This window comes from Undibacterium sp. TC4M20W (genome assembly GCF_049340245.1).
Lineage (GTDB): Bacteria > Pseudomonadota > Gammaproteobacteria > Burkholderiales > Burkholderiaceae_D > Undibacterium.
Genome location: NZ_JBMPPI010000005.1, coordinates 221,123 through 236,362, shown reverse-complemented (window position 1 = coordinate 236,362; position 15,240 = coordinate 221,123). Strand labels below are relative to the sequence as shown.

Annotated in this window: 13 protein-coding genes; 7 read left to right on the top strand and 6 right to left on the bottom strand. The window is 52.1% G+C overall.

The features are described from left to right. Positions 1 to 2: 2 nt before the first annotated feature. The 6 genes from ACO0LL_RS09180 to prpR form a co-directional block, all read right to left on the bottom strand. The gene (locus ACO0LL_RS09180) at positions 3 to 869 is read right to left on the bottom strand and encodes a phosphonate ABC transporter ATP-binding protein (RefSeq protein ID WP_422950547.1); all 867 of its coding nucleotides are present in this window, start codon (positions 867 to 869) and stop codon (positions 3 to 5) included. Next, on the bottom strand, positions 869 to 1,702 hold the full coding sequence (locus ACO0LL_RS09175; RefSeq protein ID WP_422950650.1) for a putative selenate ABC transporter substrate-binding protein: 834 nt from the start codon (positions 1,700 to 1,702) through the stop codon (positions 869 to 871). Before ACO0LL_RS09175 ends, ACO0LL_RS09180 begins: the two co-directional genes overlap by 1 nt. A 122-nt stretch (positions 1,703 to 1,824) precedes the next feature. Then, positions 1,825 to 2,847: a diguanylate cyclase gene (locus ACO0LL_RS09170; RefSeq protein ID WP_422950546.1), complete on the bottom strand. Its 1,023-nt coding sequence runs from the start codon at positions 2,845 to 2,847 to the stop codon at positions 1,825 to 1,827. Beyond that, positions 2,848 to 3,459, bottom strand: coding sequence for a chemotaxis protein CheX (locus ACO0LL_RS09165; RefSeq protein ID WP_422950545.1), 612 nt, complete (start codon positions 3,457 to 3,459; stop codon positions 2,848 to 2,850). After that, positions 3,456 to 3,821 carry a response regulator transcription factor gene (locus ACO0LL_RS09160; protein ID WP_422950544.1) on the bottom strand — a complete coding sequence of 122 codons (366 nt, stop codon included), beginning with the start codon at positions 3,819 to 3,821 and terminating at the stop codon, positions 3,456 to 3,458. The genes ACO0LL_RS09165 and ACO0LL_RS09160 overlap by 4 nt, the downstream gene beginning before the upstream one ends. Before the next feature lie 116 nt (positions 3,822 to 3,937). Beyond that, entirely contained in the window at positions 3,938 to 5,587 is a 1,650-nt protein-coding gene (gene prpR / locus ACO0LL_RS09155; protein ID WP_422950543.1) for a propionate catabolism operon regulatory protein PrpR, read from the bottom strand. Between the two features lie 207 nt (positions 5,588 to 5,794). Between prpR and prpB the strand changes: the two genes are divergently transcribed. From prpB to ACO0LL_RS09120, 7 genes are all read left to right on the top strand, one after another. Then, positions 5,795 to 6,685 carry a methylisocitrate lyase gene (gene prpB / locus ACO0LL_RS09150; RefSeq protein ID WP_422950542.1) on the top strand — a complete coding sequence of 297 codons (891 nt, stop codon included), beginning with the start codon at positions 5,795 to 5,797 and terminating at the stop codon, positions 6,683 to 6,685. An 85-nt stretch (positions 6,686 to 6,770) separates the two neighbouring features. After that, positions 6,771 to 7,919 carry a bifunctional 2-methylcitrate synthase/citrate synthase gene (gene prpC, locus ACO0LL_RS09145; RefSeq protein WP_422950541.1) on the top strand — a complete coding sequence of 383 codons (1,149 nt, stop codon included), beginning with the start codon at positions 6,771 to 6,773 and terminating at the stop codon, positions 7,917 to 7,919. Between the two features lie 71 nt (positions 7,920 to 7,990). Continuing rightward, the gene (locus ACO0LL_RS09140) at positions 7,991 to 8,464 is read left to right on the top strand and encodes a GNAT family N-acetyltransferase (RefSeq protein WP_422950540.1); all 474 of its coding nucleotides are present in this window, start codon (positions 7,991 to 7,993) and stop codon (positions 8,462 to 8,464) included. Between the two features lie 66 nt (positions 8,465 to 8,530). Then, complete coding sequence (gene acnD, locus ACO0LL_RS09135; RefSeq protein WP_422950539.1) at positions 8,531 to 11,125, top strand: Fe/S-dependent 2-methylisocitrate dehydratase AcnD; 2,595 nt, start codon at positions 8,531 to 8,533, stop codon at positions 11,123 to 11,125. 78 nt (positions 11,126 to 11,203) lie between these two features. Beyond that, positions 11,204 to 12,394 carry a 2-methylaconitate cis-trans isomerase PrpF gene (prpF, locus tag ACO0LL_RS09130; RefSeq protein ID WP_422950538.1) on the top strand — a complete coding sequence of 397 codons (1,191 nt, stop codon included), beginning with the start codon at positions 11,204 to 11,206 and terminating at the stop codon, positions 12,392 to 12,394. A gap of 146 nt (positions 12,395 to 12,540) precedes the next feature. Beyond that, complete coding sequence (locus tag ACO0LL_RS09125; protein WP_422950537.1) at positions 12,541 to 13,254, top strand: hypothetical protein; 714 nt, start codon at positions 12,541 to 12,543, stop codon at positions 13,252 to 13,254. Positions 13,255 to 13,306: 52 nt separating this feature from the next. Next, on the top strand, positions 13,307 to 15,196 hold the full coding sequence (locus ACO0LL_RS09120) for a propionate--CoA ligase (protein ID WP_422950536.1): 1,890 nt from the start codon (positions 13,307 to 13,309) through the stop codon (positions 15,194 to 15,196). Positions 15,197 to 15,240: the final 44 nt, after the last annotated feature.

Here is a 15,240-nt window from a genome sequence, read left to right as displayed (position 1 = left end):
GCTTAAAAACAGCGGGGCGCGTCAGAGAAATCAGCCTGATCCGGCGCAGCCATATCCACAGGCTGTTGCCCGGGACTGCCCGCATTCTGGTACAGGTCGGCGATCATCTGGTCATTGACCTTGTCGCTGTCGAACAGGATTTTACCGGCGCGCAAGCCTATGATGCGCGGGAAGTGCTGGCGTGCCAGCTCCATCTGATGCAGGCTGCAGATCAGCGTCGCATTGCGTTGCTTTGCTTCTTGTTGCAGTGTGTTCAGGGTTTGCTGGGCCAGTGTCGGATCCAGTGCAGACAATGGTTCATCTACCAGCAAGAGGCTGGCGTCGGACAAGAGCAGGCGTGCCAGCTCACAGCGCTGCCGCTCACCGCCAGACAGTTTATCGACCCTGGCATAGAGCTTATGTTGCAGATCAAATCGCTGCAAGGCTTGCCAGGCGGCCAGCGGGTCTGCGGGTTTGATCAGATTGCGTAATGCCTGTGTCAGCGTCCAGCGAGGCAGGCGTCCGGCCAGTACCGCAGTCACGACGCGCTGACGTGCAGGTAATGGCGGTGTTTGTGGCGCCAGAAACAAATGAGGGCGCAAGGCATGGCGCGCTGTGTGCGACAGGGCCCAGACATCCTGGCCCATGAACTGGAATTGTCCGCTGGCCGGTTGATGGGCTGCAGCCAGGGTATGCAGCAGCGTGGTTTTGCCTGCACCGGAGGGACCGATGATGGCAATCTGCTCACCCTGGGCCACGGTCAGGTCAAGATTTTCCAGTATGTATGGCTGTTGCCCTTGCCCTGCTAGCGGCACAGTGTGTGCTGCACCGGGAAACGTCACACAGAGCTGCCGCAAGCGTAGCGCTGTTGCCGTCATTGTTGCTGGCATTACTTCAGCAGGCCAGCATTATGAGCTGCCGCTTCTATGGCCTTGTAGTTGTCTGCCCTGGTGGGGATGAAGCGGGTGGCACGTTGCAGCTCAAGTATTTCTTTGTCTTGCGGGTTGGCCGGATCAAGGTTCAGGAAGGCATCGCTGATCTTCTTGCGCAAGTCTGCAGGCATGTCGGCACGTACTGACCAGTTATAGTCATAGTAGCCTGGGGTAGTGTAGAACACATGTACCAGTTTAGTATCGACCTTGCCTTGCGCCAGCAGTTTTTCCCAGACTGAGATATTCAGTGCGCCAGCATCTACCTTGCCACCAGATACGGCAGTGACAGTCGCATCATGGGCGCCGGAAAAAGCAATGCGTTTCATGTCCGTATCAGGGTTGATCTTCGCGGCCAGCAAATAAGACCGTGGCATCAAATGGCCGGAAGTGGATGACTCAGAACCAAAGGTGAAGGTCTTGCCCTTGAGGTCTTCCAGTTTGGTAATATTTTTATCGGTAGTAATGAAGACCGATTTGAATTTTTCATCTTCTTCACGTTGCACCAGCGGTATGACCTGGTCTTTGCTGCGTACCTTGGCTTGCACGAAAGTGAAGCCGCCAAACCAGACCATGTCCAGTTTCTTGTTGATCAGTCCTTCGACCGACGCGGCATAATCAGTGACGGGTATGAATTCTACCTTCATGCCCAGTTTCTTTTCCAGCATGGCACCCAGTGGTTTGAACTTGCGTTGTAATTCAGTCGGTGCTTCGTCAGGTATGGCGGATACACGCAAGACCTGTTGTGCTTGCGCCAGGCCAGCAAACGCCAGCAAACCTAAGGCCACGATCATGCTGCGACGGGATACGGAAAAGCATGAAACAGAATTCGTCATAATATGTCCTAATGTGGTTTGAAAAGCGCGGGGCAATCAATGGCAGGCCCGCATTAGTGGCCTGTATTCAATGACAGTTGTTAATGACTGATAGATTTATGCAAGGTACCTGCGGGTGCTGTAGTTTGGGTATTGAATTGCTGCAGGGGCAGGAAATAGCTTTGATTGCGGCCAGCCTTTTTGGCTTCATACAGTGCTGCGTCAGCGCACTTGAGCAAGGCATTGGCATCAACGTCTGGATGCTTGTGGTAATTGCTAAAGCCTATGCTGACGCTGATGCGCTGGCTGATGTGTGATTTGAAATGCGGTATGTTCAGATCCCAGACTGCGGTACGCAGTTTTTCTGCAAACTGCATGGCTGTGTCCGGTGCCATATTAGGCAGCATCAGGATGAATTCTTCGCCACCGAAACGCGCCAGCACATCAGTCGCCCTGAGTAATTGCTTGCGCAGGGCTGCGGCCACCTGTATCAAGGCTTTATCACCGGCCACGTGGCCGTAGTTATCGTTATATTCCTTGAAGTAATCTATATCGACCATGAAGACAGTCAGAGGAACATGATGGCGAACTGCATGGCCCATGGCCATCTTGTAATGTTCATCAAAGAAACGGCGGTTATAGATGCCGGTCAGGCTATCGGTCGTGGCTTCACGCTTCAATGCTTCAGAATGCGTGCGCAGGATTTTTTCGCGCTTGATCGAGGTCGTTGAATCACTGATCTGTATCAGGCACTGGCGTGCGCCGTCCTCTGCCGTAATCGGCGTGATGGTGACGGACTGGTCTATGCGTTTTTTCTCAACATCCTGTTCGCTACGCTGGAACAGGGGTAAAGGGGAGCGGTGCAGGGCGTTCGACAAGACGACGGGCAAGCCATAGCTCAGGGTGTTGGTAATTGCGCTTAATATGGCACGGCTGGGCAGTTCTTCAAAGGCTTCTGAGACATGCTTGCCCAGGGCCTGGCTGGCTGGGATGCCGCTATATCTTTCTACCCAACCATTCCATAAGAGTACAGTCTGGTCAGCATCAAGCACAATCAGCCCCAGGCTGATTGTATTTAATATCTCATCTACCCGATAGGCAGAAGCAGGCATCAACTGCGCCATTTAAACAGCTCCCAGAAAGCGATCAAGCTGCGTCACCAAATCTGTCAGGGAAGTCGAACTCAGCAAGAAAATCAAATGTCCTTCTGAATGACGGCTTTCTATCGCCAGGTCGATATGCAGCAGCAGGACATAAGGCTGCTGTAGATCATTGCTGACGCGGCGGAAAATTTCTTCTGTGCTGGCCACGGAGTAATCTGGCAATGAACAGTTCAAGGGAATATTGAGCATATCTGCCATCGCCGACAGGCAGGCATTGAGGATGATATTACCCAGCTCGCACATCGCTTCCTGTTCAAATTCAGCCAGATCTTCGAGGCTGATTTGCGAGCCCATCATGTCGCGCACGATTTTTAGTGCATGTTCTTCAGTGAACAGCAATATGGCTTCTGCTTCAAACGAGCCGCTGAATGTCTGATGCACCGCACCAAAACGGTCACTTTGCAAACCCATTGACGAAACATCAATCTCTGATGATTTGCGGATTTCAACCGAGGGGACAGACAGGCGAACTTCTTCACCGACAATATCGCTGAGGCTGGCAGCAGCCCTGCCAGCACCGACATTGAAGACCTCGCTTAAAGCATCGAGATGAAGTTCGGTCAGGGAATTCATTTTCCGCTCGCGAAATAGTTAAGGACAATCGTGATGGATTTCTCTGTCACCGGTTTTGCCACAAAAATGGTGCCTATTGAGGTCGCACGGTTTTGCATAGTGTCTTGCACATTCGCTGAAAAGATGGCGATGCGCACTTCAGGATGTTGCTGCAAAATTTGCTCTGCGGCATCAGTGCCCAGCATGCCTGGCATGTTGATGTCCATCGTGCAAAAATCGGGCTTGTTTTCTATGACTGACTTGATGGCTTCTTCGCCACTGCCCGCCTCAAAAAATTCCCATTCCGGGTGCGCTGCTTTGACGTGTGCACGAATTACCATGCGGGAGACTTTACTATCGTCAACAATTAGTATTTTTTTCATAATATTTTTTATGCAAGATAAATGCACCCAAAGATTGTGAGTGGCAGCGTAAATTCATTCTACCTTAGAGCGACACAAAATTCGCCCTCCAGATGATCAATTAATGTTTCAAATGATTACGCTTTTTGCTTCAAACGCCGCCACAAAGTCGTCCTGCTGATACCCAGATAGTCTGCCGCTGCTTCACGATTGTGCTTGAATTTTTCCATGATCAGTTCCAGGGGCTCTGTTGTAGCCAGATCGCCAATGTTGCCTGATCTGCCTGCCATCTCTGTGGTGGTCTGTTGTATAGGCTGTTGTATAGGTTGTTGTATAGGTTGTTGTATATGCAGTTCAGGCAAGATTTTCGCCACGAAAGCGGGTGTCAGTGCTTGCAGGGGTTCTGCCGCCAGGAACAGGGCCAGGCGCTCCATGAGATTGCGTAATTCTCTTACATTTCCTGGCCAGTCATAGGTTTGCAGCAGACTGCTGCAAGTGGCTATTTCAGCATGCAGGTTGGCGTGTGGCCTGGCACCCATGGCAGCCAGCGCATGCTTGAGGCACCATACTGCGAGGGGCAGCAGGTCGTCAGGACGCTGACGCAAAGGAGGCAAGTGCAGGCGCAGTACGGCAAGGCGGAAATACAGGTCAGCACGAAACTTTCCTTCTTTTACCCGGCTTTCGAGGTCGCAATGAGTAGCGCTGACGATACGCACATCTACGGGTATAGGGCGCATGCTGCCCACTCGGTTGATCTCGCGTTCTTCCAGCACCCGCAACAGGCGGGTTTGTAAAGTCAGTGGCATTTCGCCTATCTCATCGAGGAATACTGTCCCTCTGTGGGCAATTTCAAACAAACCTGCATGGCCGCCACGTTTTGAGCCGGTGAACGCACCTTCTTCATAGCCAAACAGTTCAGATTCCAGCAGGCTTTCGGCAATTGCACCACAATTCACGGCGACGAAAGGCTGGCGTGCCCGCGTGCTCTCCCTGTGTAGCGCCTGAGCCGCCAATTCCTTGCCTGTGCCTGTTTCACCTTGTAACAACACTGTTGCTGGGGAACGGGCAAACAGGGAGATGGACTTGCGGGTGGCTTGCATAATAGCGGAGTCACCCCGCAAATCGTTCAGACCATGCTTGGCCCGTAATGATTCTGCCGCAGGGTGATGTCTGCCTCTGGCTGATTCCAGCCTGGTGAGGCGGGCAATTTCCAGTGCATCGTCAAAAGCCTGCCGTATCGATGTGGCGGAATACATGAAAATGCCGGTCAACCCCGCTTCTTCAGCCAGGTCAGTAATCAGCCCTGCACCGACGATGACCTTGATACCACCCGCCTTGAGTTCACTGATCTGGGCACGCGCATCTTCTTCTGTGACATAGGTGCGCTGCTCCAGCGGGAAACCGAAAGTGGTTTTAAAATCCGCCAGCTCAGGCATGGTTTCCTGGTAATTGATGAGACCTATCGCTGGCGACACCTTGCGCGCCCTTGCCAATGCCTGCATGACATCAAAGCCGCTGGCCTTGGCAATGACGACCGGGACGGGCAGGCGGTTCTTGAGATAAGCACCGTTAGAGCCCGCTGCAATGACGGCATCACACCGCTCGGTCTGCAGGCGTTCTTTCAGGTATTGTGCAGCTTCTTCAAAACCCATGTGTATAGGTTCGATGTCAGCGCTGACGTCGTATTCAACCATGATGTCACGGAACATATCGAACAGGCGCGAGATGGAGACTGTCCAGATGACAGGTTTGTCGTGGGTATCGCGTAATGCAGAAGGTTGTTTCATGTGCGTTTCAATTGATGTTTCAAAATTCAATATGAAACATCATTATGAAACAAATCTACGCCCTTGCACAGATTTTATTCTGGCATCGACGCGAATAAGTAGTTGATTTATATACATATCAGCCTGAAACATCAGTGAGAGTGAAAAGCTGGCACGTTGATTGCAATATGCTGCCCAGAATCTGTTCATTAACCTGAAAGCATACATATGAGTACATACTCCGCAGGTGCCGCCTTCCGTAAGGCGATGCAGGAAGAAACCCCTCTGCAAGTCGTCGGTGCAATTAACGCCAATCATGCCTTGCTGGCAAAACGTGCCGGTTTCAAGGCGATCTACCTGTCTGGTGGTGGTGTCGCTGCCGGTTCACTGGGTTTGCCTGACCTGGGTATTTCCAATCTCGATGACGTATTGACCGACGTACGCCGTATCACCGATGTCTGCGATCTGCCTTTGCTGGTCGATGTGGATACCGGTTTTGGTTCCTCTGCCTTCAATGTGGCACGTACTGTCAAATCCATGATCAAGTTTGGCGCCGCTGCCATCCATATTGAAGACCAGGTAGGTGCCAAGCGTTGCGGCCATCGTCCCGGTAAAGAGATCGTCAGCAAGCAGGAAATGGTAGACCGCGTCAAGGCTGCAGTTGATGCGCGTACTGATGACAACTTCGTCATCATGGCACGTACTGATGCGCTGGCAGTTGAAGGCCTGGAGGCGGCGATAGACCGTGCCCTGGCTTGCGTAGAGGCAGGTGCCGACATGATCTTCCCGGAAGCGATCACTGAACTGGCGATGTACAAGCAATTCGCCAATGCCGTCAAAGTACCTATACTGGCGAATATCACTGAGTTTGGTGCGACGCCCCTGTTCTCGGTTGAAGAACTGGCTGCGGTGGATGTGGGTCTGGTGCTGTATCCTTTGTCCGCTTTCCGCGCCATGAACAAGGCAGCAGAAAACGTCTATGGTGCGATACGTCGTGACGGCACGCAAAAGAATGTCGTCGACACCATGCAAACTCGCATGGAATTGTATGAGCGCATCAATTACCACGATTTCGAGCAAAAGCTCGATGCCTTGTTTGCGCAGCAAAAATCCAAATAAAAAATAAATATACTTTCCCGCCCTTGTGCTGCATCAAGTCAGCAGGTGGGAATAGCACTTCTAATGTATCAATGGAGAAATAATCATGACTGAAGCAGTTCCTTTCAAACCAAAGAAATCGGTTGCCCTGTCTGGCGTAACTGCTGGCAATACTGCCCTGTGTACCGTTGGCAAAACTGGTAATGACCTGCATTACCGTGGCTACGATATTCTGGACGTGGCAGATGCCTGCGAGTTTGAAGAAATTGCCCATTTGCTGGTGCACGGCAAATTGCCTACCGTCGCAGAATTGAATGGTTACAAGATCAAGTTGAAAGCTTTGCGTGGCTTGCCAGCCAATGTCAAGGCAGCGCTGGAATGCTTGCCAGCATCGTCCCATCCTATGGATGTCATGCGTACAGGTGTATCGACGCTGGGTTGCGTATTGCCAGAAAAAGATGATCACAATCACCCCGGTGCTCGCGATATCGCTGACCGCCTGATGGCTTCGCTGGGATCCATGTTGCTGTACTGGTACCACTATAGCCATAATGGCAAGCGCATAGAAACAGAAACTGATGATGATTCCATAGGTGGTCATTTCCTGCACCTGCTGCATGGTAAAAAACCAAGCGCGTCGTGGGAAAAAGCCATGCATACATCGCTGATCCTGTATGCAGAGCATGAGTTCAACGCGTCCACCTTTACTGGCCGCGTCATCGCTGGCACAGGCTCTGACATGTATTCCGCCATCACTGGCGCGATTGGTGCCTTGCGCGGCCCTAAACATGGTGGCGCGAATGAAGTCGCGTTTGAAATCCAGAAGCGTTACGACAATCCTGATGAAGCAGAAGCCGATATCAAGAAGCGTGTAGAAAACAAGGAAGTCGTGATCGGTTTCGGTCACCCTGTGTACACGATCTCTGATCCACGTAACAAGGTCATCAAGGAAGTGGCGCGCAACCTGTCCAAAGAAGCTGGCGCAATGAAGATGTTTGATATCGCCGAACGTCTGGAAACAGTGATGTGGGATATCAAGAAAATGTTCCCTAACCTTGACTGGTTCTCTGCTGTGTCTTACCACATGATGGGTGTGCCGACTGCCATGTTCACGCCTTTGTTCGTGATTGCGCGCACGTCCGGTTGGGCTGCGCACATCATAGAACAGCGTATCGATAACAAGATCATTCGTCCAAGTGCCAATTATGTCGGCCCTGAAGATCTGAAATTTGTTCCATTGAACAAGCGTAAATAAGCGCAAATAAATCAACGAGAATAAATCAACGAAAATAAATCAACGAAAATAAATAAGCCAGAGGTTGTAATATGAAAGTGCAGGCAGACCTGTCCAGACTCAGCATCAGACGCGCTGTGAGGCAGGATCTGCCGCGCCTGCTGGAACTCATCGCCGATGATGACCTGGGCAAGAACCGTGAAGGTGTAGGCTCGGAGGAGGCATGTTATGCCGAGGCCTTTGAGCGTATAACAGCCGACGACAATCAGTTCCTCATGGTGGCCGAGCTGGATGGCCGCATCATCGCCATGCAGCAGGTTACTTTCATCCCCGGTCTGAGCAGGAAAGGTTCTACCCGCGCCATGATAGAAAGCGTGCGGGTTGATGGCTATCTGCGCGGGCAGGGCATAGGCCACTGGTTCATACAGCAGGCCATACAACTTGCACGCGAGCGTGGCTGCCAGTTGGTACAACTGACCAGCGACAAGAAGCGCATACAAGCGCACAGGTTCTACGGGAGCATGGGCTTCACAGCATCACATGAAGGCTTCAAATTGCAACTCTGAGTTGCTCTATGAAATCTTCTAAACACCGAATACTAATATTAAAAAAATAGCGAAAAATAGCGAGCCATGAATACTCAATTCCGCAAGCCACTACCTGGCACTACTCTGGATTACTTTGATACACGTGAAGCAGTAGATGCCATCGTGACAGGTGCCTATGACAAGCTGCCATACACCTCACGCGTGCTGGCAGAAAACCTGGTGCGCCGCTGCGACCCGGCTACGCTGACTGATTCACTGCGCCAGTTCATAGAACGCAAGCGCGACCTGGATTTTCCGTGGTTCCCGGCTCGTGTGGTTTGCCATGATATTTTGGGCCAGACTGCGTTGGTCGATCTGGCGGGTTTACGCGATGCGATTGCCCTGCAAGGTGGTGACCCGGCACTTGTGAATCCTGTCGTGCCTACCCAACTGGTAGTCGATCATTCGCTGGCGGTTGAATGCGGTGGTTTTGATCCCGATGCGTTTGACAAGAATCGTGCGATTGAAGACAGGCGCAATGAAGATCGCTTTGACTTCATCAACTGGACCAAAAAGGCATTCAAGAATGTTGATGTGATCCCACCTGGCAATGGCATCCTGCACCAGATCAATCTGGAACGCATGTCGCCAGTCGTGCAAGTGACTGATGGCGTAGCTTATCCAGATACCCTGGTCGGTACCGACAGTCATACACCCATGGTCGATGCGCTGGGTGTGATCGCGATTGGTGTCGGTGGACTGGAAGCAGAAAGCGTCATGCTCGGTCGTGCATCCTGGATGCGTTTGCCAGACATCATCGGTGTTGAACTCACAGGCAAACCGCAGGAAGGTATCACCGCAACAGACACAGTATTGGCATTGACAGAATTCTTGCGCAATCAAAAAGTCGTATCGTCTTATCTGGAATTTTATGGCGAAGGAGCATCCCACCTGACCCTGGGTGACCGCGCCACCATTTCCAACATGGCACCTGAATTTGGTTCCACTGCAGCGATGTTTTATATTGATGAGCAAACCATCAAATACCTGAAACTCACAGGCCGCGATGATGAACTCGTCAAGCTGGTAGAAACCTATGCCAAGGAAACTGGCCTGTGGGCAGATACCCTGAAGAATGCGGAATACGAACGCGTGTTGACGTTTGATCTGTCTTCAGTTGTGCGCAACATCGCTGGCCCGTCTAACCCGCATAAACGTGTACCAACGTCTGAGCTGGCAGCGCGTGGCATCAGTGGTACGGTAGAAAATGAGCCTGGCCTCATGCCTGACGGCGCAGTTATCATCGCTGCCATCACCAGTTGCACCAATACCAATAACCCACGCAATATGGTTGCCGCAGGTTTGCTGGCACGCAATGCCAACAAGTTCGGACTTACTCGCAAGCCCTGGGTCAAGAGTTCACTGGCCCCGGGTTCCAAGGCTGTGACCCTGTACCTGGAAGAGGCTAATTTGATGCCGGAACTGGAGCAACTGGGCTTTGGCGTGGTTGCTTATGCCTGCACATCCTGCAATGGCATGTCCGGTGCGCTTGATCCTGTCATCCAGAAAGAAATCATAGACCGTGATCTGTATGCGACGGCTGTATTGTCGGGTAACCGCAATTTTGATGGTCGTATCCACCCTTATGCGCAACAAGCTTTCCTGGCTTCACCACCACTGGTCGTGGCATACGCGATTGCTGGCACTATCCGTTTTGATATCGAGAAAGACGTGCTGGGTCTGGATGCAGCAGGCAAGCCGGTGACCTTGAAAGACATCTGGCCTACAGATGAAGAGATTGATGCGGTGGTTGCTGCCAGCGTCAAGCCTGAGCAATTCCGTAAAGTGTATATCCCCATGTTTGCCAAGCAGGCAGATGATGGTAAAAAAGTCAGCCCCTTGTATGACTGGCGTCCACAGACCACCTATATCCGCCGCCCACCGTATTGGGAAGGTGCACTGGCGGGCGCGCGCAGCATGAAGGGCATGCGTGCGCTGGCGGTATTGGGTGACAACATCACGACTGACCATCTGTCACCATCGAACGCCATCATGCTTGACAGTGCTGCTGGTGAATACCTGGCCAAGATGGGTTTGCCGGAAGAAGATTTCAATTCATATGCGACCCACCGTGGTGATCATCTGACAGCACAACGCGCCACCTTTGCCAACCCGACCTTGAAGAATGAAATGGTCATCGTTGATGGCAAGGTCAAGGCAGGTTCACTGGCCCGTATAGAGCCAGAAGGCACGGTTACACGCATGTGGGAAGCGATCGAAACTTACATGGAACGCAAGCAGCCTTTGATCGTGATTGCCGGTGCCGATTATGGCCAGGGTTCTTCGCGTGACTGGGCGGCCAAGGGTGTGCGCCTGGCAGGTGTAGAAGTGATTGTTGCGGAAGGTTTCGAGCGCATACACCGCACCAATCTGGTCGGCATGGGTGTCTTGCCACTGGAATTTTTGCCGGGTGTGAACCGCCTGACGCTGAACATAGACGGCACAGAAACCTTTGACGTCATAGGTGATCGCATGCCACGCGCAACCCTGACCCTGATCATCAACCGCAAGAATGGCGAATCTGTAGCAGTGCCTGTGCTGTGCCGCCTCGATACAGCAGAAGAAGTGTCGATTTATGAAGCCGGCGGTGTCTTGCAGCGTTTTGCGCAAGATTTTTTGGAGTCTGCCAAGGCTGCATAAGTTGTATTAACGCTAGTTGTAAGCGCTACTAATCATTGAGTAGCGCTACCTCTGAATCAAATTTTAAAGAGTAGAAACATGGCCCATCTTCCACAGATCAAAATCCCGGCAACCTATATGCGTGGCGGCACCAGCAAAGGCGTGTTTTTCCGTCTGCAGGATTTGCCTGAAGCTGCCCAGCAGCCAGGCGCAGCACGTGATGCCTTGTTGTTGCGTGTGATAGGCAGCCCCGACCCTTATGGCAAGCAGATTGATGGCATGGGTGGTGCGACTTCCAGTACCAGCAAGACTGTCATCCTGTCAAAAAGCAGCAAGCAGGATCACGATGTCGACTACCTGTTTGGTCAGGTGGCGATAGACAAGGCCTTTGTCGATTGGAGCGGCAATTGCGGCAACCTGTCTGCTGCAGTCGGTGCCTTCGCCATCAGTGCTGGTCTGGTCGATGCTGAGCGCATTCCGCAAAACGGCATGGCCACCATCCGTATATGGCAGGCGAATATCAGCAAGGCCATCATTGCTCATGTGCCTATGACCGATGGGGCAGTGCAAGAAACCGGCGATTTTGAACTTGATGGCGTGACTTTTCCAGCAGCGGAAGTACAGCTTGAATTCATGGACCCTGCCGCCGATGAAGAGGGCGCAGGTGGCTCCATGTTCCCGACCGGTAATCTGGTTGATGATCTGGAAGTGCCAGGTGTGGGTACGCTCAAAGCGACCATGATCAATGCAGGTATTCCCACCATCTTTATCAATGCAGATGCAATAGGCTATACAGGTACAGAGTTGCAGGACGCCATCAATGGTGATACGAAGGCTCTCGCCATGTTTGAAACCATACGCGCACACGGTGCATTGCGCATGGGTTTGATCAAGGATATTTCAGAAGCAGCTCAACGCCAGCACACCCCAAAGGTTGCTTTCGTTGCTAATGCTGCCGACTACACTTCATCCAGCGGCAAGCAAGTCCAGGCGGCAGATATCGATTTGCTTGTACGCGCCCTGTCCATGGGTAAGCTGCACCACGCGATGATGGGCACGGCAGCCGTGGCTATCGGCACTGCGGCGGCAATTCCGGGCACGCTGGTGAATCTGGCTGCTGGCGGTGGCGCACGCACTGCAGTACGTTTTGGTCACCCATCCGGGACTTTGCGGGTTGGTGCAGAAGCGACGCAAGTCAACGGCGAATGGAGTGTCACCAAGGCCATCATGAGCCGCAGTGCGCGGGTGCTGATGGAAGGCAGGGTACGCGTACCCGGCGGCAGCTTCTGATTCTTTTGTTGCTGCTAGCGAGCCTGGTAAGGCTGTAGCAAGCAAAGTCATTCAAGATAAACATATCCGACTCTCAGGGGGAAACACCTGAGAGCAGGGCAGGCTTGCGCCCGTGCTTTTGCAAGGTTGTGAAATAAAGGATAGCCATGTGGTACACCCTCGCCGGTAGTTTGAACTCCATCTTCATACTGATCAGCCTGTACGGTATCTGGTCGCAAGTGAAGATGGTTTGGGATAGAAAGGCTACGGCGCGGACTGCGCGTGATGTGAGCGGGGATGAAAGCGAAAAGCCGACTGACTTGCTGTCCTTAAACCAGTTCACTGTCAGCTTTCTGGCATATTGCTCATTCTTTGTTTATGGTTATTCCATACGGCCATTCAATCATTTCATTGTCTGGCCAAGGATGATAGCAGCGATGCTGATTTTGGCTTTGTTGTGGGAAATTTATAGAGACCGCAAGACCAGGCTTGCTTTTGCTTCTTCCATGATGGCTGCCGCCATCATGTTGCTCGCTTTGTCGGGATTGATCTTTGGAGGAACTTTTATAGACGAAGGTCGCAGGGTTTCTCAAAGCCTGATCGTATTGGTTACCTTGTTTTTAGCGCAAGGATATGCGCATCAGATCAGCCTGATCTGGAAGTCAGGCAAGACCGGCGCAGTCTCTTTGAAAATGAGTCAATTCATTTTGGCTATGGATGTGACGACGATCTTGTTTGCCTTCGCCATGGGTTTGCAAACTGGCTGGCCTTTATTGTTTTTGGCGACGGTCAGTGCCATTACCAAGCTGGCCATCATGTACTTGTTTGCATGGGTGAAGTTCAGCATCCTGGCGCTACAGCGCAGGAATGGCTTTGCCTGAGTTCTGATTGCGAAGAATACGGTTTTAGTGATAATAAAATGAAGGAGATACCATGTCTTATGCAGCTTTTTATCAAAAATCCATACAAGAGCCAGAGGCTTTCTGGGATCAGGAAGCCAAACTCATAGACTGGCACAAACCTTATGAGCAGGTGCTTGATCACAGCAAGCCGCCATTCGCCAAATGGTATGTCGGTGGTGAAACCAATCTCTGCCATAACGCGATTGATCGCTGGCTGGCTACCCAGGCAGACCAGCCCGCGCTGATTGCCATTTCTACCGAAACCAATACCGAAAAAACTTATAGCTTTGCTGAACTGCATGCAGAAGTCCAGCGCATGGCTGCCATCATGCTGGGGCTGGGTGTTAAGCAAGGCGACAGGGTCTTGATCTACATGCCCATGATTGCCGAAGCGGCATTTGCCATGCTGGCCTGCGCGCGCATAGGTGCAGTACATTCTGTCGTATTCGGTGGCTTTGCTTCCAAGAGCCTGGGCACACGTATTGATGATGCCAAGCCTATGTTGGTGGTGTCAGCAGATGCTGGCATGCGTGGTGGCAAGGCTGTGCCTTATAAACCTTTACTGGATGAAGCCATCACCCTGGCTGAGTATAAGCCTGCACATGTCTTGCTGGTAGATCGCGGCCTTGATGCCATGCAACTGGTAGCCGGGCGTGATGTTGATTATGCGACTGCAAGAGCGCAGCATATGGATGCTCAGGTACCTGTAACCTGGCTGGAATCGAATGCCATGTCCTATGTCTTATATACATCAGGCACGACAGGTAAGCCCAAGGGCGTGCAGCGTGATGTCGGTGGTTACGCTGTAGCACTTGCTTCATCAATGAAGCATATTTTCTGCGGCAAGCCGGGTGAAACCTATTTTGCGACTTCAGACATAGGCTGGGTGGTCGGCCATTCCTACATCGTCTATGGCCCGCTGATCGCTGGCATGGCGACCATCATGTATGAAGGCACACCTATACTCCCTGATGCAGGCATCTGGTGGAGCATAGTCGAGAAATACAAGATCACGCGCATGTTCTCGGCGCCGACTGCAGTGCGCGTCTTGAAAAAGCATCCGTCTGAGCTGATGCGCAAATATAATCTGTCTTCGCTCAAAGCCCTGTACCTGGCAGGTGAACCGCTGGATGAAACAACGTCGAGCTGGATAGCTGGCGAACTGGGTGTCTCCATCATCGATAATTACTGGCAGACAGAAACCGGCTGGCCTATTTTGACCGTGGCACGTGGCGTGGAGCAGACTGCTACCCGCCTTGGTAGCCCGGGCATTGCCATGTATGGCTACGACGTGCGCATCATCAATGAAAACACCGGGGCTGAGTGCGAGGCAAATGAAAAAGGTGTGGTTGCCATCAAAGGTCCACTGCCACCCGGTTGCATGCAAACCGTGTATGGTGATGACCAGCGCTTCGTCAATACTTACTGGTCCAATTTCTCGCACGAGCAGTTGTATTCCACCTTTGACTGGGGTATCAGGGATGCCGATGGCTATTATTTCATCCTGGGTCGCACCGATGATGTCATCAATGTCGCCGGACATCGCCTGGGTACGCGCGAGATAGAAGAAAGCATTTCCAGTCACCCACAAATTTCTGAGGTGGCCGTGGTGGGTGTTGAAGACAAGCTCAAAGGTCAGGTGGCAGTCGCGTTTGCAATACTCAAAAACCCTGAACTGGTTGAAACGCCGGAGCAGAAGCGAACACTGGAAGGTGAGGTCATGGCCGTGGTGGATAAGCAATTGGGTGCAGTCGCCAGGCCTTCACGCGTGCATTTTGTCAGTATGTTGCCGAAAACCCGTTCCGGTAAATTGCTGCGCCGCTCCATACAGGCGATCTGTGAAGGGCGCGAGGCAGGGGATTTGACGACTATCGAAGACCCATCTTCCTTGCAGCAAATCCAGGCAGCTCTGAAGGCCTGAAAAGGCCTGAACGTTTGAAAGCCACGTATTGAGAACCGTGTTTT